Genomic DNA, 24,258 nt, shown 5'->3' on the forward strand with positions numbered 1-24,258 from the left:
GCGCGCATAGGGGTGATCTCATGGGCATCGGACATCGAGCCAGGCACGATCGAGCAGGCCGCCCGCACCCGGCGAGGCCGTTTCGGCGCTTACCTAATACGCCATAAATCCTCCCATATAAGATCATGGAACCCTTCGTCCCCACGAGGCCCACGGGTCTCGTGGGGCGTCAGTGATCGACAGAAGGAACGAACCCCATGAGAACTCGGAGCAAGATCGCAACTCTGGCGAGTGCGGCGCTGGTCTCCACCTGGCTGGTGGCCGGTGCCACTCCGGCCAGTGCGGCCGGTCCCTGCGGCGGCGGCTACAGCCGCGTCGGCGTCTACGCCATCCCCGCCAGCGGTGCCAGGACGGGCACCCTGGAGGTCTACTACAACTCCAGGTCGGGCAAGAACTGCGCCCTCACCTACGGCTACGGTTCCTACGCCGGCCGGGTGAGCCGCAAGGCGGCCGCGATCGGCCTCGGCGGAGCGACGGCCTGGGCCGGCGCCGACAACGGGATGTTCGCGCACTACGCGGGTCCGGTGTACGTCTCGGCCCGAGGCAAGTGCATCGACGTCCGGGGGCAGGTCGCGACCGGGGTACGGCATCTGAACAGGGTGCACTGCGGCTGAGTGAGCGGGTAGTCGCACGACGCCCACGTTCGCCGGTGTGGTGCGCCGGGAGATCGGCGCGTCGGCGGGTGAGGTGTCCGGTCGACATGGAGTCGGCCATGGTCTTTTCGAAGTTAGCTGATCATTGTTTGGCTGCTTGTCCGCTGGCGTGCGCGCCCCGTCCGGTGACATGACGATGGCCTCTGGCCTGGGATGATGGAGCTCTCCACGCTCCGTCACCACAGGCCCGAGGCCATCTGTACGGCCCTCCGCTCGGGTCGGTGTCACAGGCCGCAAAGCAGAGGCGTATCCCCAGGTCAGGACAGCGCGCCGACGCCTGTCGAAATCCGCTCACCGACCCGTTCACCGACGTTGGTTCTCGGCACGAGTTTTCGACGCTCACCACCTGCGACCTCGCAGTTTCCCGGTGGAGTGTCAGCAGACGAGGACGGTTTCCCGACAGGGCGCTCATCTGGCCCCGAGAAACGGACACAGAGGGACGAAACACCCCGCTTGGCGGGCCATTTCGGGTTTCGATTGACGACAGTATTTTCCGACAGGTAGAACGGGGCTTCGTTTTTCCTGTGCCTGACGGCTGAGGACACGTTCGGGAGCGGAGGCCCGTAGGACCGCCGGGGGGTTTCGAGAGTTTCGAGAGGGTCCTGCGCGCGGGCGCGCGCGGCCTCACGGGGTCCCGGTGGTATCCGCCGAATTTCCAACAGATATGCAGGTCAGGAGCCCTTCCAAGGTTGACCCTGCAAGACCGTTCGCCGAGGCTTTCACCAGCATTTCCGTTGCTTCTGCGGCGATTACCACCGCGACCCCTGCGCGAGCTTCTCAGCCCGGTACGCCTGCGCCCACAGCGCGTCGGCCTTCTCGATCGGATCGGCGGGCTTGCCCTCGCCGGCCATGAAGTAGCCCTTCGCCCACCTGGGCCCGAGGTTTCGCAGTAAGGGGCTCCGGTTCTTCCTTGGCCGGCCGGGCAGGCGAGACCGCGACGAACGGCAAACCGCCCCCGCCGGTCCGTCCGGCCGGGGCGGTCGTGTGGGCGCCTACAGCTCGCAGTTGGTCTCGACTTCGCCGTCGCAGCGGTCGGTGTCGGCGCCGCCGTTGAGCCTGTCGTGGCCGATACTGCCGATCAGACGGTCATTGCCCCCGTTGCCGTTGAGCGTGTCGTCCCCGAAACCGCCGAACAGGATGTCGGCGCCGGAGCCGCCGTTGACGGTGTCGATGCCGTTGTCGCCGGAGAGCGTGCCCGGCAGGTTCGTGTTGTTGCGGATCGAGTCGATGCCGTCCCCCGCGAACACGTCGACGCGATCGATCCCGCCGGCCGGGCACTTCGCCTCGCCCCCCGACTGCGTGCAGCCAGAACCGGCCGCGACCGAGCCGAGCGTATTGCTGATGGTCACCACGGTGCCCGCCAGGTTGAGCGTGATCTCGATCCCGTCGTCCACCGAGCTGCCGTTGACGAGGATCCTGCCGCTGTCGAGCTGCGCGGTGACGGTGGCCGCCGACGCCGGCCCGGCCAGCGCCACGGCGCCGGCGAACAGGACGGTGATGAATCCCAGGGCCATACCCGCGCTTTTGCGCATGCGACGACCCGTGTTGGTGCTGAACATTCTGGTTCCCCTCGATGATGTGTCAGTCCGGACCTCGGGAACACTGTGAGGGAGGCTCATCCGCGACTCGTCGCACAAAGACGCACTGGCCAGGCGTACTAATTCGTTGACCAGCGGCCTTGCTGTCCTCTACACCGCGGAGACCACGCCGGCAGCGGGTTCGGCGCCGTCGCCAGACCCTTGAGCTGCGGTGAAAAGGGTCTCGTGCGGCTTCTTGGACGCCCCGGGTTCCCGACACGTTTCTTGAACACCCTGCCGGGGACGAGCACAGCCCTCCGCCTGTCAGTTTCCGACGTCGCCTGCACCGGACGTCCGAAGTCCTCTGCGCCGGACCCGCTTCAGGCCACCGGCTTTTGTCCAGGTCCGGCAGTGTCCGGCACAGCACCGGGCAGGTCTGCCGCCTAGATCGCGGTGAACCTGCCGTGCGCTGCGACCACGGCGCCCGTGATGAAACCTGGAGCGCGGCCAGGCGAGGAAGCAGAGCACCTCGGCGATCTCCTCGGGCCGGACCACCCGGCCGAGTGGCTGAGCATGGGCGGGGTCATGTCCGCATGACGGACGCGAGGAGCGCCAGCTTGTCGGCACTGTCGGTGCCGGGGTCCGGGTGGAGGACGACGAGCGTCTGGCCTGTCGCGCCGCTGACGCCCAGTCTCTCCCGGTTCAGCCACAGGCCACCGACCTGGGGGTGGTCGATGTGCTTGGGTGTGCCTTCGCACGTGTTCACGTCGTGGCGGGCCCAGAGCCTGCTGAAGCGAGGGCTGGCGAGGGAGAGCTCTCCGACGAGTTCGATGAATCGGGGGTCGTCCGTGTCGGTGCCGACGGACTCGCGGAAGCCGGCGACCATGCCCTGCGCGGCATCCTCCCAGTCCGGGTAGAGGGCCTGCTCGGCGGGGTCGAGGAACACGTCCCGCAGGCGGTTGCCCCCCGCCACGAGTCGCGGCGACAGAGCGGTCGCCAGCGAGTTGGCGGCGAGGACGTCGAGGTAGCGACCCTCCATGTACGCGGGGAGCGGAAGCGTGACGATGAGCTTGGCGACGCCCGGAGGGACGGTCTCCTTCCGGGGCCGCCGCCGTCGCCGCCGGGGTTTTCCCGCCCCGAGGCGTAGCAGGTAGGCCGTTGCGTTGTCGTCGAGCTGCAGCACGCGGGCGAGGGACTCGAGGACCTGCGCGGAGGGGTTGCGGTCACGGCCCTGCTCCAGGCGCAGGTAGTAGTCGGCGCTGATGCCGGCGAGCATCGCGACCTCCTCCCGGCGCAGGCCCGACACGCGCCGTACGCCCACGGAGGGGATGCCGGCCTGTTCAGGAGTGACGAGCTCCCGGCGGGCGCGTACGTAATCGCCCAGAAGGTTGAATTCGTCGCTCATGTCCCCAACTGTAATTCGCGCACCTTCGTGCGTGCCTGGTCCTGTCACCCCCAGGAGCGCGGGGGCTCTGGCTCCGTCAGCGGGTGAGCGGAAACCTCACTTCCGGGACGAACACCGGCGAAATCGGCCGGTGGTTCCCTTCCGCGAGCAAGGAGCTACACCATGTCAACATATTTGCTGGTACACGGGGCCTGGCACAGCGGGCAATGCTGGGAGCGGGTGGTTCCGTTGCTGGCATCGGCCGGGCATCGGGTGGTCGCGCCGTCGCTGACCGGCTTCGGCGACAAGGCGCATCTGCTCGGCCCCGAGGTAGGGCTGGACACGCACGTCGACGACATCGTCAGGCTGATCACCGAGGAGGACCTCACCGACGTGATCCTGGTGGGCCACAGCTACGCCGGGCTGGTCATCTCGTCCGCCGCCAACCGAATCCCGGATCGGATCGCCCATCTGGTCTATCTCGACGCGATGGTCCCGGAGGACGGCGAGAGCGCGGTGGATGTGCATCCCGTGACCCAGGCCCTCATCGACCGCGCCGCGGAGTCCGAGATCGGCTGGCGGATCCCTCCGATGCCCGAGTTGCCGCCGCCCCTGGGCCTGTTCGGCGTCACCGACCCGGCGGACATGGCGTGGCTGCGGGCGATGTTGTCGGATCAGCCGGTGCTCTGCTTCCGGCAACCGGTCCGGCTGGACAACCCGGTCGTGCGCACGATTCCGCGGACGCACATTCACTGCGTCGCCGGCGTACCGGAGGGCATCAAGCGGCGGCCCGTCCCAGCGATACAGCCCAACGGCAGCCTGGCACAGGTGTGGGAACTGGAGACGGGCCACGACTGCATGATCACCATGCCGGCCGAGCTCACCGAACTGCTGCTCAAGCTCCGCTGACCCGCCCACCTGAGCGCGCGGGGGCTGCTCCCGGCAGCCCCCGCGGCTCGGTAGCGGGCCACCGAAGTGACGGCTACGCTGCCGGTCCGGCGAGGCCCGGGAGTGTCCGATCTCCGGTGGATCTGATCTCGGTCCGACCGGCCGAGCGTGATGGTTCGGGAGAAGGCACCACATGCCCGCGGCGGCAGCGATCAGCAGCCCGGCCACGGCCAGCAGCATCTGTTCGGCCAGCGCGGCGCCGGGCGCCGCTGAGCAACCCCGGCGCCGATCAGTAGCGGCAGGGCGCAGCAGGCCGCACAGGCCAGCACGGCCAGGGCGGCGGTGACCTTGCTGCGCAGCGGCGGCCCGCCACCGGCCGTCGTGCATTCGCCCGCCGCGCTGCCGGAGGCGGCGAGAGGCACGGTGACGGGCGCACTGGTGGGTGCACGGTGGTCATCGGGGTTGAGGAACCTGCGGACAGCCGCTAGCGCTGAGAACGATCATGAGCCTTGGGGTTGGCGGGCTGACCGGACAGTGCATTGATTCTGTCCGGCGTAGAAACCGGCAAACGACGCTCTGACCTGGGCAAGTGTCGGCGAAGGTCCAGGGCGTCAACAGGCCGGCGGAGGTTTGTCCGGTTTTTGGGGATTTTCGAGGCGGATGTGCAGTCCCCATGCATGATCATGCAGGCCCCGATCGCCTCGCGCGCCCGCGCGTAGGACCCCTCCCGAAACTCCCGAAACCCCTCGGCGCCCGGGTCGCGCGCCGGATCGGCTCAGCACCGGTCCCTCCCTTCGGGCGGCTCGACCAGGCTTCCTCCTCCCGAACGTGTCCTCAGCCGCCAACTAGCGACGCGGTCCTGTTCTCGGAAGTGCCGAGCTGGGGTTTCGCCTCTCAGTCGTGCGTGTTCTCGGAAGTTGTGGCCGTCTCCGCTTCCGAGAACACGATCTTCTCGGAAGTCCGATGACCTGCGCGGACCGGCACACTTTGGAGCCGGGGCCGCGTTCGGGAGGAGAACGCCCGTTCGGAGTCGTCGTCCACGAAAACCAGCATGAACGGCCCTTTTCGATCCTGACCTGGTCACCCTCCTACAGTCGAAGCTAGTAGAACTCACGCCGCCCACGTCTGAGGCATCGGTTGCCTCGCATATCCACTGATCGCCGGCCGATGCCGTCGGCCCCGGTCCTGGCGGAAAGGACCCGCCCACCATGAACCACGACCCAGCCGCACCCGATGGCCGCTCCGGAAACGGCAGCAGCACGCCCCACGCCGCCATGTCCCCGTTCCTGCGGGACCGGCTTGATGCCGCCACCGCCGCAGCCCGCGCCGAGCTGATCAGCGCCAGCGAGAAGAGAGCCGGCCTTCTGCTGTCGTGGGCGGGCGTCGCCTACGGCGTGATGGTCACCCTCATCCTCACCGGCCCGGCCCGCTTTCCGGGAGTCGGGCGCTTCGGCGTCATCCTGGCGCTGATCCTGCTGTCCGCGGCGGTCCTGTTGATCCTGGTCACCATCCGCCCGCTGCCTCCCCAACGCGGCGGAATGCGCATCCTGTCCTACGCCGATGAGCCCACGCCCGAAGCGCTGATCGAGCGGATGAACGCCGAGACGAGGGACTATGAGCTGTTCCTGGCCACCGACGCTTTGCAGATCTCCCGGGTTGCGCGGAGTAAACACCGTAATCTGCGACGGGCGGTCGACCTGATCATCGCCGGCATCACGACCATGTCGATCATGGTTTTTCTGGAGCGCCTGCTCTGACACCACAGGTGCCCGGCGATCCCTTGAACGGCCCGTCTTGTGCGCTGCCGTCTGACACCTCGGCGGCGCCGCGCCTCTCAGGCGGTGTCGCCTTGCCGCCGGTGGCCGAGCACCGCGGCGATCGGCAGGGCCGCCGCCAGGCCGCTGACCAGCACCGCGGCGAGTGCTCCCAGGACGGCCTGCTCGTCGCCGAAGGCGATCCCGACGGCGGCCAGCGGAGGTCCCACGTTGCGCACCGCCGCGATACCTCCCATGGTGGTACGGCGCGTGGGCGGTCCGGTGGCCAGCAGGGTGCCGACGGCGAATGCGACGACGGACAGGAGAAACCCCGCGAGCAGGGTGCGTGAGCCAAGCAGCATGCCCGCCAGCACCATCATGAACGTCACGTTCGATACCACGCCGGCGGCCGGATGCCACGACAGTGCCGTGGACGGTGCGTGGTGGCGCATCACCAGGCCGACGGCGAACGGCACGAGCTGCAGGATGGCCACGGTCCGCACCAGCGCGGCGACATCCAGGGAGATGCCCTGGCCGACCTTGGCCATGGTGAGGATGGCGGTACTGGTGGGGCCGAAGGTGAGGCTGGCCACGGCGGCCAGCAGCACCTGCATCGCGGTGCCCGCGACCACGTCTCCCTTCTGTACCATGCTCAGCTTGGCCCCGAACGGCCCGCCGGGTGAGGAAGCGACCATGACCAGGGCGACGAAACCCGCGGCAGGCAGGGCGAACAGCGTAGCGAGGCCCCAGCCGAGCAGGGGGATGAGGACTAGGTTGGCCAGCAGCGCCAACAGCAGCAGCGGGAGGTTGGCCAGGACGGCGCGCAGGGCTGGCCAACGCGCGCTATTGCGGTCCGGGCCTGCCGTGCGGCTGCCCACCGCAGTCGCGTCTTCTGGAAGAAGGTCGTCGTGGTTGGTCTCGTCGCCGCTGCTGGTCTGCAGGATCGGCTCGGGCGGCGCTGCCCGGTGTGCGGGATCCGGTTCGTGCCCGGCGCCGGACGACGGCGCGCCGTCTATGACACCCATGTCTGTCGTACCGCGGCCTGGAAGGCCCGCCGACGCGGCTGACCCGCGCGGGCACGGCGACCAAGACGGCCTGCCGGTAAGGGCGTTCTCCTCCCGAACGCGGCCCCGGCTCCAAAGTGTGCCGGTCCGCGCAGGTCATCGGACTTCCGAGAAGATCGTGTTCTCGGAAGCGGAGACGGCCACGACTTCCGAGAACACGCACGACTGAGAGGCGAAACCCCAGCTCGGCACTTCCGAGAACAGGACCGCGTCGCTAGTTGGCGGCTGAGGACACGTTCGGGAGGAGGAAGCCGTCCGGGTCGGGTGCGAACAGCTCCAGTTGCTCGCCGGCGGGTTCGGTGTGGGTGAGTTTGAGGCAGCGGCGGCAGGTGACCGTGCCCCGGTCGGGGTGGGCGGCGCCGGGGTCCCAGCCGCTGACGCCGACCATGCAGGCCGGGCCGGGCATCCGCTCGTCGGCGAACCACTTGGTCATCGCGACTTCGTGCACGATGCCCGAGGAGCGCACCCGTAGGTTGGAGCCGCCCGAGTAGGCGGCCCGCGCCGCGGCGGCGATCGTGGCCAGCGCCTGGTGCAGGCTCGGTGCCGAGCCGGACTCGGCCATCAGGCACCCCCGCCGAGGATGAGCGCCATCCGGTAGGCGGCGTGGGAGTCAAGTTTGCGGCGGCCGCGATCATAGCGCTGGGTGGTGACCGGCGAGGCATGGCCAAGGAGCTCCTGGACATCGGCCAGCGGCACCCCGGCGTCCAGTGCGGCGGTGGCGGCGGTGGCCCGCGCGGTGTGCGGGGTGAGCTTGGTGGGGTCGACGCCGGCGGCGGTCGCGGCCCGGCGCAGCGCGGTGGTCATCCGCCAGCGGTCGAACGGCCGGCCGTCCTTTCGGACGAACAGCGGCTCGCCCGGGGAGCGGTCGGCCAGCAGCGGTTCCAGCAGGGCGCGCACCCGGGGCGGCACCGGCAGCCGGTCGACCTTGCCGCCCCTGCGGCGAAACAGGATCACCGTGTGCCCGGCGTCGGCGGCCACGCTGCCCACGGTGAGGGCGACCAACTCGCCGACGCGCACCGCGCACACGCTCAGCAGCGCCACGGCCGCGGCGTCGGCCGGGTAGGCGGCGGCGATGGTCTCGGCGCCGTCGACCAGGGCGGTGGCCTCCTCCACGGTGCGGGCCGGGGTGGTGCCGACGGTGGAGACCTCGGGCCGCTCGACTGGGTCGGCGGGGTTGACCGCGACGATGCGGCGGCGCAGCGCGTAGCCGTACAGGCTGGACAGGCTCGACAGGCGGCGGGCGACGGTGGAGGCCGCCAGCGGCGTGCCCGGCCGGGCCAGGCCGGCGCGCGCGGTGCCGGTGGCGATGGTGTCGCGGTAGTGCGTCAGATGATCCTCGGTCACGGCCAGCAGTTCCACGCCCGGGGCCTCAGTCTGGAGCCAGCGGACGAACGCGGCGACGTCGGCCAGGCGGGCCCGCCGGGTGGTGACGGCCTTGCCCGCCTTCAGCCAGGCGGCCACCGCCGACCATTCCGCGTGCGGGAGCGCATCCACGGCGTCGACGTCCGTGCCCGGCACCTCGCCGCCGTCGCCTTTGCGGCGCCGTGGCCGTAGGCCGGCGATGTCGCCCACCGTGGCCACCATCGGCGCGGGGATGGCGACGGCCGTCCCAGAGGGGCCGGCGGGTGCCGGGACGGTGTCGACGGGGCGGAGGACGGCGGTGGGGAGGAAGAGCTCGGTCACGCCGGTAATGATCTCACGCCGATCTCACATAATCCGCATTGTGTGAGATCGAAACCGCCGCCCGGACCGTCCCCGACCGACCCAGGCCCGGTTCCCGGTAGTTTCGGCGAAATTTCCAACGGACATGCAGGTCAGAAGCCCTTCCAAGGTTGGCCCTGGAAGACCGTCCGCCGAGGCTCTGACCAGCATTTCCGTTGCTTTTGCAGCGATTACTACCGGAACCCCTGCCCAGCGATTACACAGAGCTACTTTGCACTTCATGGCACCGGCCCGAGCGCCGGGCCGTCACCCGGTGAGTTCACCCTCGAACTTCGCGGTCCAGGAACCAGGCGGTGATCTCGGCGGGGTACGTCTCGACCGTGAGCAGCGTGTGGCCGCCAGGCGTGAAGGCGGCCAGGAGGAGGCTCGGATCCTCCATACGGCGTGTCCACAGCACGCGCCCCTGGCCATCGATCACCGTGGCGGCCTCTTCCGAGGTGAACAGGGCGCGCGGCCCGTCCGGCGACCAGGTCATGGCCTGGCATGTTCCCTCGGCCAGCACGCGCCCGGTGGATCGTCCGAGGAGTTCCATGCCGCCGTCGCCTCCGACGGCGACCGTGTCACCCTCCGGTGAGAGCGCGAGCGCGTCGGTGCCGGGCAGGGCCGTACGGTGCCGGGCCACGAGCTCCCCGTCGGGCAGCCGGTAAACCAGCACGTCACCGTCCGGGCCGATGAGGGCGAGCCGGGTGCCGGAGTGGTCCAGCACAGCACGTCCCGTGACGACTGCGGCCGTCGTGAATGTGACGTCGCCGGTTTCGGCGTCGGCCACCACGACATGCCGTTCCGCGGTTTCGTCGTATGGAGAGGCGGAGCTCACGGCCACGATCAGCTTCCCGTCCCCGCTGAAGCCGATGTGGGAGTACCCCGCCTTCTCGGTGCCCGTTCGCCACGAGCCCGCGGCCCACAGCCGTTCCGGTCCCGGGACGCGCCAGGCGATCACCTGCTGATCGAACCTGCCCGCGGCCGCAACGAGCGAGCCGTCCGGGCTGACTGCCACGTCCTCGCCCTGGCCGATGTAGTGGTCGTCCGCCTGGACGTCGCCGGTCTCCCACGTTCCCGTCTCGGCGTCGAACACCTCCAGCCCGCCGCTGGAGGTGTTGCCCTCGGCCGCAGAGACGAGCACCGTCCAGCGCAGGTCCGGGCTGGTCCCGATCGCGTTGAATTCGCTGAAGAAACCCTCGTCGTCCACGGCCGAGGTGCCGTAGAACGCCTCGTGCGCGTCGGGATCGTACGGCTTGTTCTCATCCATGGCGCGCGTGTCGAAGTCCCCGTACAGGACGCGGTGGTCGGCCAGGAGAAAGTACGGCGCCCACTCGCCCCGGGAGCGCCGCTCCCACCAGCGGTGCGGCATTGGGCGCCGGCCTGGCCAGCCGACCAGGTTCTCGATCAGTGCCCGGACTTCGTCCTCTGGCAGGTCTTCGACGTGGCGGGTGATCACGTCCCACGCCTCGAACTCGCGACCATCGCCAGCCATAGCCTGCCACTGTTCGATCACCGGGTGAGTCCTCCTCCTGTGCGCGGACCTGTCCGGGCATATTCTCCCAGAACGCACGGAACCAGATGCTGTCCAGCAGCGGTTCGATGAAGCCCTGCACCATCCGGTAGAGGGTCCCGGTAGTAATCGCCGAAAATCCAACGGATATCGCTGACCAGCGTCGATGTGGCGCACCCGGTCGAGGCCACGGGCGAGGTCCCGAGCGAGGTCCCGGTGCGGGCTCGCCGAGGGGCGGATCACCCACGAGAATGTGCATTCCCGCAGGTGGATCACCGCAGCCGGATCAGTCCTCGCCGAGCAGGGCCGTCATGCCGGTGAGCATGTCGAGCAGGATGTCGACGTTGCCGATCGCGGTGACCAGGCAGTCGCGGGCCGCGCGCATCTCGGCTGGGAATCCCCTCTCCTGGCCGGCCCCACCGCTGCCGCGCCCGGTCGGCGCGGCAGGGGGTCAGGCAACGGAGTGGTTCACCGTGCCGGTGTAGACGCCGGCCACCGCCTGGTCGGGAACGTTGATCAGGACGGTCGGATTCCACGTGGCGGAGTTGTTGCCGGAGCCGGTCGTCTTGCTGGAGGCGGTCCGTGACACGCCCAGCGTCTGCGCGGCCGCCGCGTTGGCCTGGCCGGGGACGAAGGTGCCGGTGCCGGTGGTGGCGGTCGCGGGACCGGACCAGTAGAGGGCGGCGCTGGTGGGGATGGTCTCGGCGGCGGTGCCGCCGCCGGTGGTGAAGCCCCCCGTCGCCGCGATCACCGTCGCCGTCCACGTCGCGGTGAGCGCGGCGCGCTGGTCGGAGACCGTGACCGGGCCGAGTTGGCCGCCGATCTGGGTGCCCGGCGCGCCGCTGCCGAGGTTGACCGGGCCGTCGGGGACGGTGATCGTCAGCCCGCCCGGGGCGGTCACCGTGAAGGTCACCGTGGTGGGACAGGTGGTCGAGGCGGGGCAGGTGCCGGCCTGCGCGGGCAGGGCCACCACCACCATGGCCGCCACCAGGGCGGCGGCGCCCGTCAGACAGATGCCCGGACGGCTCTTCGACACTGCTGTCTCCTTCATCGGACGCCCGCCCCGCCTGGGCCGGTCCTGCGTGATCCCATCGTGGTCGGCGATCGGATGCCGGCAACTGTCCGGCACGGGCATCTGGCGTCTTTTGGTGATCTCATGGCGACTGCTGGCAATTGTCCGGTCGGTCTGCGGGGAGCGGTCGGGCCGGGCGCACCGCGGCCTGGCGGACCCGCCGCGCGTCCTCGTCCCGACAGCCGCTACGCGACGGAGTGGGTGATGGTGCCGGTGTAGAAACCGGCGGCCGCGGTGGAAGGGAGGGTCACCACGAGCGTCGGCACCCAGCTCGTGGTGGTGGTGAGCGCTCCCTTACGGGCGCTGAAGGCGGTCCTCGGCACGGTCAGGACGACTTTCTGGGCCTCGGTGGGCTGTCCGGCGGTCCGGGTGCCGCCGCCGGTGGAGACGATGGCCGGGCCGGACCAGTAGGCGACGTTGGCCTTGGTGATGGTCTGCACCGGTGATCCGCTGGTGGTGAAGTCGGTGGAGGAGACGGTCGCCGTCCAGGGAGGCACCCCGGGCCGGGCGTCGACCACGGTCACCGTGCCCAGCGTGTCGCTGAGCGTGCTGCCCGCCACACCGCTGCCGATGTTCACCGTGTTGGGCACGGTGATCTCCAGCGAGGCGGCGCGCCAGGCGATGACCGCCGGCGCTCCCGTCGAGGCGGTGACCGGGGCTGCGGGAGCACCGAGCCCGAGCACCAGGGCGAGCGCCGTCGCCGCTGCGGGCACAGGACGCCGCAGCCGGGCGGCGCGGTGCGGGCTCATGATGTGAGGCTCCTCACAAACGTGGTGCGCGAGCAGGGACGAGGCCATGGGCGGCGGGAAAGCCGGTGGCAGCCTAGCCATTCCCCCTGGTCCCGGCTCCGCTCTTGTGTTTCCCGGAGGCGTAAATTCACCGCAAAGGCGCCGAGGCGTCCTGTCCCGGCGAGGTGAACGCCCGCACCGTCCGGCGCTGTGAGAGCGCAATGGTCCGCCCGGCCGTTCCCCGGACACTCTTCATAAGGTCACCAAAAGTCCGCAGATCGCCGTTGGGCCGTTTCCGCAGGCCGATCGTCGAGCAGGATGTGATCACCTGATCAGCCCCTGACAGGGGCCGGGGACCGGGGGGATGCGGCAGTGTCGAAAAGCCGTCTCGGTATCACGCTGACAGGCGTGTTCAGCCTGGTGATGGCCACGGCGATAACGGCGCTGCCCTCCCAGGCCGACACGTGTTCGGTGTCGGTGGCGTGTTCCACCACGGTGACCTTCATCGTGGTGGAACACCTCAGCGGCAGCCGGGCCGCCCGTGTGGGCGCCGCGCCGAGGAGCAACCCGGCGCACCCAGTGCGCTCTATCCGTCATCGCGACTAGAGCCGCCTGCCACGCCCCGTCATGGTGAGCGGCTCTACCACTGCAGGATGACAACGAACGATTCTTGGACAAGGCCTGTGCCGCTGGAAACGCCCTCTACGCTGACCGGCAAGCCCCGGCAGCCGGATCGCCGGCCCATTGGGGGTCCCGGTAGTAATCGCCGAGAATCCAACGGATCTCGCCGACCAGCATCGACGTGAGGCGTCCGGACGAGGTCGGCGGCGTCCTCGGCCCGGCGCGCCGCATCCACTGACCAGCACGCCAGACCTGCAGCGTCCTCACATCAGAGCAGGTCAAAGATAGGTTCGTTGGATTTTCGGCGATTACTGCCGAGCCCCCAGTTCCGACCTGAGGGGCGACTGTGGAAGGTCCGCGCCGACCGGGCGAGGGGGCATGAAAGCGCCCCGGACGGGGCGGTCCGGGGCGAGAAGGACGACTCCACTCTGTACCAACGGAGCGTGTTCGGATATGGACGTACCGTCGCGAAGTGACGATGCCTTACAGCGTGTCCTACATGGTGGGTGAGTCGTTGAACTCACCATGGACGGCGGGCAATGGGACTGGATCGTCCCGGCGGGGTTGTGGGAGATCGCGCGGCCGTTGCTGCCGGCGTCCCGGGTGCGCCCGCAGGGCGGCGGGATCGTCGGTGTCGCTGATGAGGCGGTGTTCGCCGCGATCGTCTACGTGCTGGTCAGCGGATGCTCCTGGCGGGCGCTGCCGCCGTGTTTCGGAGCCTCGAAGTCCACTGTGCATCGCCGGTTTTTGATCTGGTCGTGTGCCGGGGTGTGGGAGCGGTCGCACCAGGCCGTCCTGGACCGGTTGGCCGGCGATGGCCTGCTGGATGTGTCGCGCGTGGTGCTCGACTCGGCGCATGTGCGCGCCAAAAAGGGGGCGAACACACAGGTCCTTCGCCCGTGGACCGGGGTAGGCCCGGTTCCAAGCTGCACCTCCTGTCGGACGCGGCCGGACTGCCTCTGGTCGTCGGCCTGTCCGCGGCCAACGTCCACGACAGCCGCTGGTTGAAGCCGACGGTGCTCGCCCTCCAATTGAGACACAGCCCTGTGCAGGGCCGGTATCGCAAGATCGGCAAGCTCCACGCCGACAAGGCCTATGACCATCCTGGGCTGCTGCGATGGCTGCGCGGCAAGCGCATCGGGGTGCGTATCGCCCGCAAGGGCGTCGAGTCCAGCCAGCGACTGGGCCGCCATCGCTGGGTGATCGAACGGACTATCTCCTGGCTGTTCGGCTACCGGCGCCTGTCACCCCGTTACGAGCGTCACCCCTACGCCTATCTGGCCTTTCTCACCCTCGCTGCAGCCATGACCTGCCATAAGCGACATCTCAAACTCACCATGTAGGACACGGTCTTATTATCCCCGGGGTCGTAGACGGTCCACCAGAGGCTTTCGTCCCGGTCACCGCGGTGCACGGCGTACAGCCGGCCGCGGAACTCCGCCAGCGCCGGATTGGACCTGGACAGGTGGCCGGGGAACCTCTCGTTCTCGCTCCAGCTGTGGGAGGCGTTCATGACCGTCCACCACAGCGAGGTGTCCTGCCTGGGGGCCAGAGAGATGGGGAGGAGCATCCCCGGGGCGAACCAGGGCGACACCAGCCGACAACCGTGGTCCCTGCCGACGTTCCGGATGATAAGAGCGCGGATCCTGAAGGAGAGCTCGACCAACCGGCCGATCGGCATGGGAAGGAAGGCCTTGGCGACCCTCCCTACCCTCGCCGAGATCCTCTCGGCGGCTCGGGCGGCTACGGCATCGAGGACGATCTCAAAGCCCCACCATCTCGTGTTGACGTACACCCGCCCATCGTCGGCGTTCAGCTGCATCTCGATCTGGCGAACCGCGTCTTGGTCGGCTTGGGGAAGCTGGCTGATCTGCTCCTCGAATTCCTTGCGGGCCTTGTCCAGATACTCCCGGGAGATCCGCTGCGCCTCCTCGTGGGAGACGGAGTACGGAATGGCCTGCCAAGCGGCGAGGGCGTCGGCCTCGGCTCTGGCTTGGTCCTGGCTGGTGCTTTCATCGGGCATGCGATCGCATCCCATTCCATAGGAAGATCCGCCGTGAAGATCGTCAGCGGCCTTGAATATCCGGCCGTGCCCCACTACCGGCAAAAGCGTGCCCGTGGCCACAAGCGGCCACGGGCACAACGGACCGTCTCGGGCCGCTTGGATACGTGGTCGCAGGCCACTGGGCCTCCGCCGTCCGGTCCGACGTCGGCAGCGGCTTCTGGACGCAGCGGCTTGTCTGTGTCGTGACGGGGCCGGGGCAGCGTGAACAGGCCAGGGTTCGGCTTCAATCAGGACGCCTCCGGCGGGCGTGTGTTTGAGCTCGGCGCGCAGGCTCGGTGTGCGTGTCATCCACGTCGGTGTTCAGCAGCCGGGCAGACGCCCGTGACCCGCAGTCCGTCCGGCGCCTGCTCCACGATCGTCAGGAACTGGGGTGTCGGTAAGGCTTGCGCCACCAGGTACACGTGATCGTATTGAGCCTGGCCCGGATTCTTTCGGCAACGGCGTTGACCGGCTTCGGCGGCCTGCTCCTGTGGCCAGTTCAAAGCGTCATAACCATTCCCGCGTACTTGTTGGCCTGCCGCCGCCAACCGGACAACGCGCTCGCGCCACCCGGCCGCTGCAGTATGTGCAGGCTCAGCGCCATTTCCCACATCATGTCCGCCCGGCCGGCGATGCGCACGCGGGTCAGATCCTCACCGGTGAAGACGATCCGCAAGGTCCCCTTGATCATGATCGCATACTCGGTCGCCAAGATCACAGTGTCAAAAGCTGATCGATGGTGGCCGTTGACCTGCGTGTTCCTGCTCAGGCCGGAAGTGGGTGACAACCCTGGGCCCGGCGGGATGAACTGGCTCCGACCACCAGTACAGAGGGCGGCGCGCTTCGTGTCGTCGGTTTGTCTGCGGTAGCGAAACGGGGTTCCAGACAATCTCCCGGATGCCCATGCTGAGAGCCGTCATCCCATTGACCTGCGGAATCTTCAGGCTTCGCTGCGTGGATGAGCCACTCATGAAAGGAACAACCAACATGATCAAAATGCTTCTCCGGGCCGGAGCGGTGGCACTCGCCTCAGCGGCTGCCTTGTCCCTGGTCGCCGCGTCCCCGGCGGCTGCGGGCAGCGCCTGGAACGGATGCAACTCGGGCAACGTCTGCCTCTACGGCGGCAACCCGGTCCCGAGCTACTTGAAGTATCAGACCCCTGGGCTGGTTCCGGACGGGAAGACGTTCTGGGTGATCGTCAACAACGGAAACCCCGAGCCGGGCGCCGACCACGTGCGCTTCCAGTACCGCTTTTGGGGCTCTTCGACGTGGCACTCGAAGTGCCTGCACTACCGGCCCGACGGCGGCTCCATGCTCGACCTGCGCGACGGGGCGGTGGGCGGCGAGATCAGGAACATGTACTGGGGCGGCGAGTGCTAGGAGGCTGGTGTTAAGCGGGTCATCCTGGTTGAAGATTCTCGGGTGAGGGTGCCGGGCAGCGCTGTGCAGGGGCGTCGTGTTCCGTGCTTGCGGCGGCGGTCTGCGGGTGGTGTGGGCCAGTGCGATTATCCACAGGCCAACGGAGACGGTCCTTCTCGTTGCCCGGATCTCTAACCTCGGCTGTTGTCCGGGGCTTGAGCAGCAACCGAACGGCCAGTCACGTTAAGGGGCAGACCAACTAGGCCGGAAAGGGGCTACGGCCGGTGTCACGGTTCTTTCGAACACCCCTCGTCGTACCGGCCGTAGCTTCAGGAGTCCTGGGCCGTTTTGTGGAGGCGGGTTCTTTCTTCAGGCCGGTCACGCCGGTCGAAGGGCTTCGACCGGCGTTTACGGTGACCCGGCCGAGTGTGTCGGCACCGATGGAATCCTGCCATCCGCCCCGACGGGCTCAACAGCCGCCCCCGCCTCCGTCACCTCCGCAGGAGCTGTAGCCCCCGGTCCCCTCACCTCTCACAATGATGGGTTCCGGCTCATTCAGCAAGAACCCCCGGCGTGCTCGCCGTTTCCTGCTGGGACGGATAGGAGGGGGCGGCCGATGACCGAGCGCTTCCCTCGCTCTGCGGTTGGGCAGCTCGCTGAGGCCGTAGAGCGCCTCGCCCAGCCCGACGGTGTCCGCCGGTCTGGGCGAGGTCCGGTCGCCGGGCGGCTGTGCGAGCCGTGCCTTCCGTAGCAGGGGAGATCCCGGCCTCGCGGCGCGGCGGGCGAGCAGGCAGCTGCCGGCGGACAGCGCGAGCACTGCGGCCGTGGCGAAGGTCACCGGAGTGGGACGTACGACACTCGTGCCCAGCAGGACGAGCGTGGCCGACAAGCCAGCCGTCGCGACAGCGGCCAGGACGGTCAGCGGACGGCGAGGCCGACGGGCGGCGAGCCGATCAACGTCGTCCTGGGCGAGCCGGTGCAGTTCGAAGGCCATCAGGCCGTCAGGCGCCGCCTTGAGCGCCTCGACCAGGGTCTCCTCGATCGGTCCCGCTGCGGCACCCGCGTCCGGAGCGGCCCGCACCCAGCAATCGGCGGAGGTGCGAACCGTCCCCCGGACCACGAGTTCCGCCAGCGCGGCGTTGACCACCCGAGGTGGCCCGCCGGCCAGGCCACGGGAGACCTCCTCCCGCTCGGCGACGGCCAGGTGCCGGAGCGAGCGTCGTGCGGGAACCGGCCGGACACCGCCGGTCTGGGCGAAGAAGCGGCGTACATGCTGCAGCGGAGTATCGACGCCTCGGGCGATGGAGCTCAGCGACTCTCCGCTGCGCCATCGCTGCCAGACCTCGTCTTGGCGATCGGGTGATAACCCGTAGTCCCGCACACGCACCTCCACTAATGATCAAGGTCATTGTGTGGTGATGCGTTGACCCCTTGAGACCGCCAGGGTTTACCGACACTGACACGCGATTACACACAGCTACTTCGCGGCTGGTGGCACGGACCCGGGTGGAGGGCCTCCAGGAGCCGTCCGCGAACTGAACCGGGCGGCCGGTACGGCGGTCGCATGCGGCGATCTCCGAGGCGCCGGCATGGAGGATCGGACGCCGGAGCCGTCGCCGTGAGCCGCCGAGGGCGCGGCCGCCGCACGCGGTGGCGGCCGGTCCCGGGGACCGGCCGCTCCCGGAGACCCGGACCTGTCGCGTACGGCGGCGCGTCCGCGTCCGGCCGGGTCACGCGCTCCGGATCTTCCGCATCTCACGACTGCGCGCTCACGCCGCCCGCGGGCGGCGCGCGCGGGTCACCACTGCACGCGGCGTCCCTGGCTCGGCGGGCTCTGCCGGTTGGCCCGGTCGACGGCCGTCACGTAGTAGTAGGCACCCCTGGTGCCCGCCGGGTCCACCCAGCGCACGTGACGGTCGGCGGGGACGACCGCGACCAGGTTGCGGGCGTCGGCGAAGTCCTCGGGCCGGGCGTGCCGATCGAGCCGGAAGATGGCGTACTGGAACGGGGTGTCCCGGCCCGTGGCGAGGATGCGCAGCTCGGCACCCCCGTCCACCCGGCGCGCCCAGACGAGCACCGGGCGGCGCGGAGCCGCGCCGCCGGCGAGCCTGGGCAGCAGCGGGCCGAGGGCGGGGCGCGTGTAGTGGTCGGTCACGACGGTGGTGACCGAGCCGAGCCGGTCGTCGCGCACGTCGCCGGAGTTGTACCAGATGTCACCGCCGACCTGCGGGTGGTCCCGGTTGAGGGTCAGGTGCCTGGTGAGCTCGTCCGGCTGGAACCACTGGGCGGGCTGCCCGGCCGCCCCCGCCTTGTAGGCCGCCTGGCCGATCCAGAGCTGCGTGGGGGTGCCCGCCGCCACGTCGGACCACCAGGGGACCAGCTTGGCGTAGTCGGCGTTCGACTGGCCGATGTACCAGTAGAGCTGCGGCGCGATGTAGTCCAGCCAGCCCTTCTTGACCCAGCCCCGGGTGTCGGCGTGCAGGTTGTCGTAGGACTGGCTGCCGCCCGTATCCGAACCCAGGGGGTCGGTGGTCTTGTTGCGCCAGATGCCGGAGGGGCTGATGCCCCAGGCGATCTCCGGCTTGGCCTGCCGTACCCGCTGCTGCATCTCCTGCACCAGCAGGTCGACGTTGTTGCGCCGCCAGGCCGCGAGGTCGGGGAAGCCCTGGCCGTACTTGGCGAAGGCCGCACTGTCGTCGAAGGCGGTGGTGTTGACCGGGTAGAAGTAGTCGTCGAAGTGCAGGCCGTCGATGTCGTACTTGGTCACCGCGTCCATCATGGCGTCCTGCACGAACGCGCGGACCTCGGGCATGCCCGGGTTGTAGTAGAGCTTGCCGCCGTAGGGGACGATCCAGTCGGGGTGCTTGGTGCCCGGGTGGTCCGGGTGGAGCTTGGACGGGTCGGGCTGCATCGACACGCGGTAGGGGTTGAACCAGGCGTGGAAGGCCAGGCCGCGCTTGTGCGTCTCCTCGACCACGAACGCCAGCGGGTCGTAGCCGGGATCCTGGCCCTGGGTGCCGGTCAGATACTGCGACCAGGGCTCGAACGGCGAGGGCCAGAAGGCGTCGGCGGTCGGCCGGATCTGCACGAACACCGCGTTCAGCTTGCGGACCTGCGCCAGGTCCAGCCAGGCGAGATACTCGGCCTTCTGCTGGTCGGCGGTCAGCCCGGGCTTGGACGGCCAGTTGATGTTGACGACGGAGGCGATCCACATGCCGCGCATCTGGCGCAACGGCGGGACGTACTCGGCGAAGGCCGAGGCCGAGGTGGAGGCGGAGGCGAAGGCGGGCAGGGGTACGGCGGTCGCCGCGGCGGCGAGGGCGAGGCCGCGCAGGACGGTGCGTCGGGTGGGTGAGCTCATGCGGACTCCAAGGGGGGTGTTGCGTCCCGGCCGCTCCCGGCCGCTCCGGCCGCTCCGGCCGCGGGGCCGCGGGGGCCACAAGGCCGCGGGCCAGATGCCGTCGAACGGACACGGAGCCGGTCAGGAGGGTCACGGGGGTCTCGACGGCGAGAATGGCAGAAAGTTACTTTCAAAGCAATGATGATGAAAGAAAGTGTCATTGATGTGTAACCTGCCCCGAGACGTCCCCGGCGAGAAGGTGCCCCATGCCCCACCACAGCCCCACCCTGGCCCGGCTGGCCATGACCGTGCTCCAGCCCGGCTTCGACGGCACCGCACCGCCCGACTGGCTGCGCCGGGCGCTCTCCGAAGGGCTCGGCGGCGCCGTGCTGTTCGCCCGGAATCTCGCCGGCCCGGCGCAGACGGCCGAGCTCGTCGCCGGCCTGCGCCGGGAGAACCCGGCCGTGGTGGTCGCGGTGGACGAGGAAGGCGGAGCGGTCACCCGGCTGGAGGCCAGGACCGGCAGCTCCTGGCCGGGCAACCGGGCGCTCGGCGTGGCCGACGACGCCGAGCGCACCGAGCGGGTCGCCCGCGAGATCGGCCGCCTCCTCGCCTCGGCCGACATCACCCTCGACTACGCCCCCGTGGTGGACGTCAACGCCAACCCGGCCAACCCGGTGATCGGCATCCGTTCCTTCGGCCCCGACCCCGAGCTGGTGTCCCGGCAGACCACCGCCTGGATCACGGGGTTGCAGGGCGCCGGGGTGGCCGCCTGCGCCAAGCACTTCCCCGGTCACGGCGACACCGTCACCGACTCCCACCACGCGCTGCCGACCGTCCACGCCGACCTCGAGCTCCTCCAGGAGCGCGACCTGCCTCCGTTCCGCGCGGCCGTCAAGGCCGGGGTCCAGGCCGTGATGTGCGGCCACCTGCTGGTGCCCGCACTTGATCCCGGCAACCCCGCCACGCTGAGCAGGCGGATCCTGACCGGCCTGCTCCGCGAGGAGATGGGCTTCGGCGGCATGCTGGTCACCGACGCGATCGAGATGGGAGCCGTCGCCGCCCTGCACCCCCCGGGCGAGATAGCGGTCCGCGCGCTGGCCGCGGGGGTGGACGCGATCTGCGTCGGCGTGTCCTCGCCCGGCGGGGAGAGCGTCTACGCGCTGCGGGACGCGATCGTGCGGGCCGTACACGACGGCAGGCTGCCCGAGGAGCGGCTGGCCGAGGCGGCGGGACGCGTGCTGGCCCTGGCCGGCTGGTACGCCGAGAACGCCGCCGCGCGGGCACGGGACACGGAGCGGACGCGGGAGGCGCCGGACGCGGAGGCCCCGGAGGCCCCGGAGGGGCGGGGAGGACGGGATCCGCGAGGGGGAGGCGAGGAGCTCGGCCTGCAGGCCGCCCGCGCGGCCATGCGCGTGACCGTCGCGGGCGATCGGACCGCGCCTCCGCCCGTCCTCTCCCGCCCCCCGCTGGTCGTCGACATCGCCCCGCGCCTGAACCTGGCGATCGACCCCTCCACCCCCACCGGCCTCGTCGGCGCCATGACCGAGCTGCTGCCGGGCACCACCGGGCACACCGTCGCCGCCGAGACCGCCGACCTCCCCGACCTCTCCGACCACCGGCGCCCGCTTGTCCTGGTGGCGCACGACGCCCCCCGCCACGCGTGGGTCCGGGACCTGCTGGCCCGCGCCGTCGGGCTGCGCCCCGACGCGATCGTGATCGAGACCGGGCTGCCCGGCGAACCCACCGGGGCGGTGCACATCGCCACACACGGTATTTCCCGGGTTTCGGCCCGCGCCGCCGCCCTGTGGCTGACCGGCGGCCAATAGGCTTGATCCCGACAGAAGAGGTGCCCGCATGAACGACCAAGACGGCCCCACACCCGTGAACCTGGTGGCCACCGTGAGGGCGGTTCTGCCCTCACTCACCCCCGCAGCCCAGGCCATCGCCCGGCTCATCCTCGACGACCCCGGGATGGTGGCTCGCAGCACCATCACCGAGTTCAGCGCGGTCTCCGGGACGAGCGAGGCCACGATCGTGCGCACCGCCAGAGCCCTCGGCTTCGCCGGCTACTCCCAGCTGCGCTTCGCCCTGGCCGCCGCGGTGGCCAGGGAGGAGCCCGAACGGCTCGTCCCCGGCGATCTGGGGCCCGACGACCCGCTCACCGACGTGATCGCGAAGGTGACCAGGGCCGAGTCCGAGGCGCTGGCCGACACCGCCGCCCAGCTCAACCCCGACCGGCTGGGCGCGGTGGTCGAGGCCATGACCGCCGCCCGCCGGGTGGACGTCTACGGGGTCGGCGCCTCCGGTCTCGTGGCGGCCGACATGGCGCAGAAGCTGATGCGGATCGGCCGCTCCAGCCATGCCTTCACCGACGCCCATCTCGCCCTGACCAGCGCGGCGCTGCTCGGGGAGGGCGACGTCACGGTGGGGGTGAGCTGCACCGGCGAGACCCCCGACGTGATCGCGCCCATGCGGGTCGCCCGCAAGGCGGGCGCGACCACGGTGGCGATCACCAACAACCCGCGTTCCTCCCTGGCCGAGCTGGCCGAGCACGTCCTGGTCTCGGCGGGCCGGGAGACGGCCTTCCGCCCCGGAGCGCTGGCCAGCCGGATCAGCCAGCTCCTGATCGTGGACTGCATCTTCGTCGGCATCGCCCAGCGGACGTTCGAGACCTCGGACGCGGCGCTGCGGGCCACCAGGGGCGCGCTCGACGAGTTCATGGCCGACACCCGCCGCCGCAACAAGCCCTCCTGAACGGCCTCCGCCCGTGAGCCTGAGGGGACCCGGCCGGGTCCCCTCAGCCCGCGCTCCTCACCCCGGAGAGGATGTGGTCGACGACGTCGGCGGCCGAGTAGTCCTCCGGCAGCTCGTCGAGGAACCCGAGATCCTGGCCGAGGGTGAGCAGCGGGGGCTCCCGGTAGCCGTCCGGGCGGCGCTGCCCGAGGCCGATGGCGGACAGCAGCCCGTTGCACAGGCAGCGGCGCTCCACGGTGTCCTCGACGGGCCGGCCCTTGCGGACGTGCGTGTCGACCGGCTCGGCGGGGCAGCGGTAGCCGACCGCGCCGTCCTCCTTGCGGTACGGCGTGCGCAGGTGGCCCAGGTCGCACAGGCGGGGGCGGTCGCCGTAGACGTCCGGGCCGGACAGGGTTCCCGGCAGCTCAGCGATCTTGAAGGGGAAGCCCGCCGGCGAGGCGCGCGGGTCGTTGCGGACCTCCAGGCCCCCGCTTGACGCGCGCCCGAGCAGGCGCCGCCTGAGCGTGTCGTCCAGGCCCGACTCCCGGCACAGCGCGAAGGCCGTCCCCAGCTGGATCCCGGCGGCCCCGGCCCGCACGGCCCGTACCAGCCCGTCCGGGGTCGCGTAGCCGCCCGCCAGCCAGAACGGCAGCCCGAGCGCGGCGATCTTGCCGGTGTCGACCTCGTCGCGCGGGCCGTAGACCGGCTCGCCGACGGCGTCGAGCCGCATCCTGCCCCGGGGCGGCGCACTGTGCCCGCCGGCCACCGGCGACTCCAGCACGAACCCGTCCGGACGGGTCTGCGGGGAGCGGGCGAGGTAGGCGGCCAGGACGTGCGAGGAGACGATGGCCAGCAGCCGGGGCCGCTCCAGCGGTCCGGGCGTGCGGCCGAGCAGCGCCACCGGGTCGATGCCGACGGTGTGGCGGTCCTCCGCGTCGGCCTCCGCCACCGCGACCGATATCCGCGCCGGCCGGTGCGCGGCGAGCGCGTCGAGCAGCCGCGGGATCTCCGAGGGGATGCCCGCCCCCATCAGCACGTAGTCGGCACCGGCGAGCATCGCTCCGTAGACGGCGGCGGGCGTGGCCATCTGGATCTTCTCCAGATAGTTGATCCCGATCGGGCCCTCGTGCCCCTCCTTCGCGAGGAACACCTCGGCGAAGTTCGCGACCACCGTGAGCTCGTCCCGGACCCGGTGCGAGCGCAGGCCGAGCCGGGGCACCGGCCGGTACGGCAGGCCGTCCCCGGCGCCGCCGGGGACGAAATACCGGGACAGGACCCGTTCGGCGACCTCGGGGGCCGGAAAGCGTGCCAGCGCCCTGCGCAGGTGCCCGCCCGGATCTCCGCCTTGCAGCCGCCTGGCCAGCACGACGTCCAGTGCCGTCCCGGACACCACGCCGAGCTGTCCGGTCCGGGCGACGGCCCGCGCCAGCCGCCACCCGGACACGCCGACCCCCATCCCGCCCTGGATGAGAAGGGGCGGCCGGGCCTCAGACACGTCGGGCTCGGACCGTACCGGCCCAGGCGAGCAGGGCGAGCTCCTTCGCCCGGACGGCCTCGCGGGCGGCGCGGGCGCCGGCGTTCCCCCTCGTGGCGCCGGCCGTCCGGAAGGCGCCGATCGACGAGGGCGACGGGTCGCGGGTCTCGCGATGCTCCGCGCGGAAGACGCCGGTGAACTCATGGGAAACCACCAAGGCAACGCCCTTCTGGACGGCGGAGCGTCAAGGCTCCGCCGGTGTCTGGATGCATCTGCGATCCAAGCGCCCCGGAGACGCCCTCACCCAGTGGCCAAAGTCCCGAATCGGCAGGCCCTACGGTCACATTCCGGCTCCGCCGGAGGCGAGCCCCACATCTGAGCCGGGGCCGGCGGCGCCACGCCCATCCCGC

At 70.2% G+C, this 24,258-nt stretch carries 22 protein-coding genes and 1 pseudogene; 8 read left to right on the forward strand and 15 right to left on the reverse strand.

From position 1 onward, the window contains the following. The first annotated feature begins 197 nt into the window (after positions 1 to 197). A complete protein-coding gene (locus SROS_RS27295; protein ID WP_012892149.1) occupies positions 198 to 614 on the forward strand; it encodes a hypothetical protein in 417 nt (138 codons plus the stop codon). A 1,031-nt stretch (positions 615 to 1,645) separates the two neighbouring features. Here the strand turns inward: SROS_RS27295 and SROS_RS53990 are convergent. Both SROS_RS53990 and SROS_RS27305 read right to left on the reverse strand, forming a co-directional pair. Continuing rightward, positions 1,646 to 2,167 (reverse strand): calcium-binding protein, encoded by a 522-nt coding sequence (locus SROS_RS53990; RefSeq protein ID WP_281047963.1) that lies wholly within the window; start codon positions 2,165 to 2,167, stop codon positions 1,646 to 1,648. Between the two features lie 586 nt (positions 2,168 to 2,753). Next, positions 2,754 to 3,575: a helix-turn-helix domain-containing protein gene (locus tag SROS_RS27305; RefSeq protein ID WP_012892152.1), complete on the reverse strand. Its 822-nt coding sequence runs from the start codon at positions 3,573 to 3,575 to the stop codon at positions 2,754 to 2,756. 162 nt (positions 3,576 to 3,737) lie between these two features. Here SROS_RS27305 and SROS_RS27310 point away from each other — a divergent pair, with 162 nt between their 5' ends. Next, positions 3,738 to 4,463, forward strand: coding sequence for an alpha/beta fold hydrolase (locus tag SROS_RS27310; RefSeq protein WP_012892153.1), 726 nt, complete (start codon positions 3,738 to 3,740; stop codon positions 4,461 to 4,463). 191 nt (positions 4,464 to 4,654) lie between these two features. On the opposite strand, the gene SROS_RS50000 is transcribed toward SROS_RS27310, so the two are convergent. Next, a complete protein-coding gene (locus SROS_RS50000; protein ID WP_148269220.1) occupies positions 4,655 to 4,864 on the reverse strand; it encodes a hypothetical protein in 210 nt (69 codons plus the stop codon). A gap of 852 nt (positions 4,865 to 5,716) precedes the next feature. Between SROS_RS50000 and SROS_RS27315 the strand changes: the two genes are divergently transcribed. Beyond that, the gene (locus tag SROS_RS27315; RefSeq protein ID WP_043653053.1) at positions 5,717 to 6,199 is read left to right on the forward strand and encodes a Pycsar system effector family protein; all 483 of its coding nucleotides are present in this window, start codon (positions 5,717 to 5,719) and stop codon (positions 6,197 to 6,199) included. A 77-nt stretch (positions 6,200 to 6,276) separates the two neighbouring features. Here the strand turns inward: SROS_RS27315 and SROS_RS27320 are convergent, their stop codons facing one another. The 6 genes from SROS_RS27320 to SROS_RS27345 form a co-directional block, all read right to left on the reverse strand. Then, positions 6,277 to 7,221, reverse strand: coding sequence for a bile acid:sodium symporter (locus tag SROS_RS27320; RefSeq protein WP_012892155.1), 945 nt, complete (start codon positions 7,219 to 7,221; stop codon positions 6,277 to 6,279). Between the two features lie 253 nt (positions 7,222 to 7,474). Next, positions 7,475 to 7,822: a hypothetical protein gene (locus SROS_RS46250; RefSeq protein WP_012892156.1), complete on the reverse strand. Its 348-nt coding sequence runs from the start codon at positions 7,820 to 7,822 to the stop codon at positions 7,475 to 7,477. Further along, positions 7,822 to 8,943, reverse strand: coding sequence for a tyrosine-type recombinase/integrase (locus SROS_RS27330; RefSeq protein ID WP_012892157.1), 1,122 nt, complete (start codon positions 8,941 to 8,943; stop codon positions 7,822 to 7,824). The genes SROS_RS46250 and SROS_RS27330 overlap by 1 nt, the downstream gene beginning before the upstream one ends. Positions 8,944 to 9,241: 298 nt before the next feature. Beyond that, positions 9,242 to 10,456, reverse strand: a complete 1,215-nt coding sequence (locus SROS_RS27335) for a WD40 repeat domain-containing protein (RefSeq protein ID WP_043653056.1) — start codon at positions 10,454 to 10,456, stop codon at positions 9,242 to 9,244. 469 nt (positions 10,457 to 10,925) lie between these two features. Continuing rightward, positions 10,926 to 11,510, reverse strand: coding sequence for a hypothetical protein (locus SROS_RS27340; protein WP_012892160.1), 585 nt, complete (start codon positions 11,508 to 11,510; stop codon positions 10,926 to 10,928). 221 nt (positions 11,511 to 11,731) lie between these two features. Continuing rightward, positions 11,732 to 12,295 (reverse strand): hypothetical protein, encoded by a 564-nt coding sequence (locus tag SROS_RS27345; RefSeq protein WP_012892161.1) that lies wholly within the window; start codon positions 12,293 to 12,295, stop codon positions 11,732 to 11,734. A gap of 351 nt (positions 12,296 to 12,646) precedes the next feature. Here SROS_RS27345 and SROS_RS27350 point away from each other — a divergent pair, with 351 nt between their 5' ends. Continuing rightward, positions 12,647 to 12,880, forward strand: coding sequence for a hypothetical protein (locus SROS_RS27350; RefSeq protein WP_043653060.1), 234 nt, complete (start codon positions 12,647 to 12,649; stop codon positions 12,878 to 12,880). 540 nt (positions 12,881 to 13,420) lie between these two features. Continuing rightward, positions 13,421 to 14,238, forward strand: a protein-coding gene (locus SROS_RS48770; protein ID WP_086012372.1) for an IS5 family transposase whose coding sequence is annotated in 2 segments (ribosomal slippage) — positions 13,421 to 13,763 and positions 13,763 to 14,238 — 819 coding nt in all. Because the reading frame shifts where the segments join, the coding sequence is not laid out codon by codon here. Here SROS_RS48770 and SROS_RS27360 read toward each other — a convergent pair. Together SROS_RS27360 and SROS_RS27365 are read right to left on the reverse strand one after the other, a co-directional pair. After that, positions 14,169 to 14,918, reverse strand: coding sequence for a hypothetical protein (locus tag SROS_RS27360; protein ID WP_012892163.1), 750 nt, complete (start codon positions 14,916 to 14,918; stop codon positions 14,169 to 14,171). The genes SROS_RS48770 and SROS_RS27360 overlap by 70 nt on opposite strands. Before the next feature lie 520 nt (positions 14,919 to 15,438). After that, positions 15,439 to 15,651: a hypothetical protein gene (locus SROS_RS27365; protein ID WP_148269221.1), complete on the reverse strand. Its 213-nt coding sequence runs from the start codon at positions 15,649 to 15,651 to the stop codon at positions 15,439 to 15,441. Between the two features lie 275 nt (positions 15,652 to 15,926). On the opposite strand from SROS_RS27365, the gene SROS_RS27370 reads away from it, so the two are divergent. Continuing rightward, positions 15,927 to 16,319, forward strand: a complete 393-nt coding sequence (locus tag SROS_RS27370) for a hypothetical protein (RefSeq protein ID WP_012892165.1) — start codon at positions 15,927 to 15,929, stop codon at positions 16,317 to 16,319. A 637-nt stretch (positions 16,320 to 16,956) separates the two neighbouring features. On the opposite strand, the pseudogene SROS_RS46255 reads toward SROS_RS27370, so the two are convergent. Both SROS_RS46255 and SROS_RS27380 read right to left on the reverse strand, forming a co-directional pair. Then, positions 16,957 to 17,679: pseudogene (locus SROS_RS46255) on the reverse strand (TIGR04222 domain-containing membrane protein); the annotation flags it as partial. A 417-nt stretch (positions 17,680 to 18,096) separates the two neighbouring features. After that, positions 18,097 to 19,659 carry a glycoside hydrolase family 10-like protein gene (locus SROS_RS27380; RefSeq protein ID WP_012892167.1) on the reverse strand — a complete coding sequence of 521 codons (1,563 nt, stop codon included), beginning with the start codon at positions 19,657 to 19,659 and terminating at the stop codon, positions 18,097 to 18,099. 245 nt (positions 19,660 to 19,904) lie between these two features. Between SROS_RS27380 and SROS_RS27385 the strand changes: the two genes are divergently transcribed. Both SROS_RS27385 and SROS_RS27390 read left to right on the forward strand, forming a co-directional pair. Then, a complete protein-coding gene (locus SROS_RS27385; protein ID WP_012892168.1) occupies positions 19,905 to 21,467 on the forward strand; it encodes a glycoside hydrolase family 3 protein in 1,563 nt (520 codons plus the stop codon). Positions 21,468 to 21,495: 28 nt separating this feature from the next. Beyond that, on the forward strand, positions 21,496 to 22,395 hold the full coding sequence (locus SROS_RS27390; RefSeq protein WP_012892169.1) for a MurR/RpiR family transcriptional regulator: 900 nt from the start codon (positions 21,496 to 21,498) through the stop codon (positions 22,393 to 22,395). Positions 22,396 to 22,438: 43 nt separating this feature from the next. Here SROS_RS27390 and SROS_RS27395 read toward each other — a convergent pair whose 3' ends face one another. After that, positions 22,439 to 23,830, reverse strand: a complete 1,392-nt coding sequence (locus tag SROS_RS27395; RefSeq protein ID WP_043653068.1) for a nitronate monooxygenase — start codon at positions 23,828 to 23,830, stop codon at positions 22,439 to 22,441. Between the two features lie 31 nt (positions 23,831 to 23,861). Further along, positions 23,862 to 24,065 carry a hypothetical protein gene (locus tag SROS_RS27400; RefSeq protein WP_012892171.1) on the reverse strand — a complete coding sequence of 68 codons (204 nt, stop codon included), beginning with the start codon at positions 24,063 to 24,065 and terminating at the stop codon, positions 23,862 to 23,864. Positions 24,066 to 24,258: the final 193 nt, after the last annotated feature.

This window comes from Streptosporangium roseum DSM 43021 (genome assembly GCF_000024865.1).
In the GTDB taxonomy this organism is placed as follows: domain Bacteria; phylum Actinomycetota; class Actinomycetes; order Streptosporangiales; family Streptosporangiaceae; genus Streptosporangium; species Streptosporangium roseum.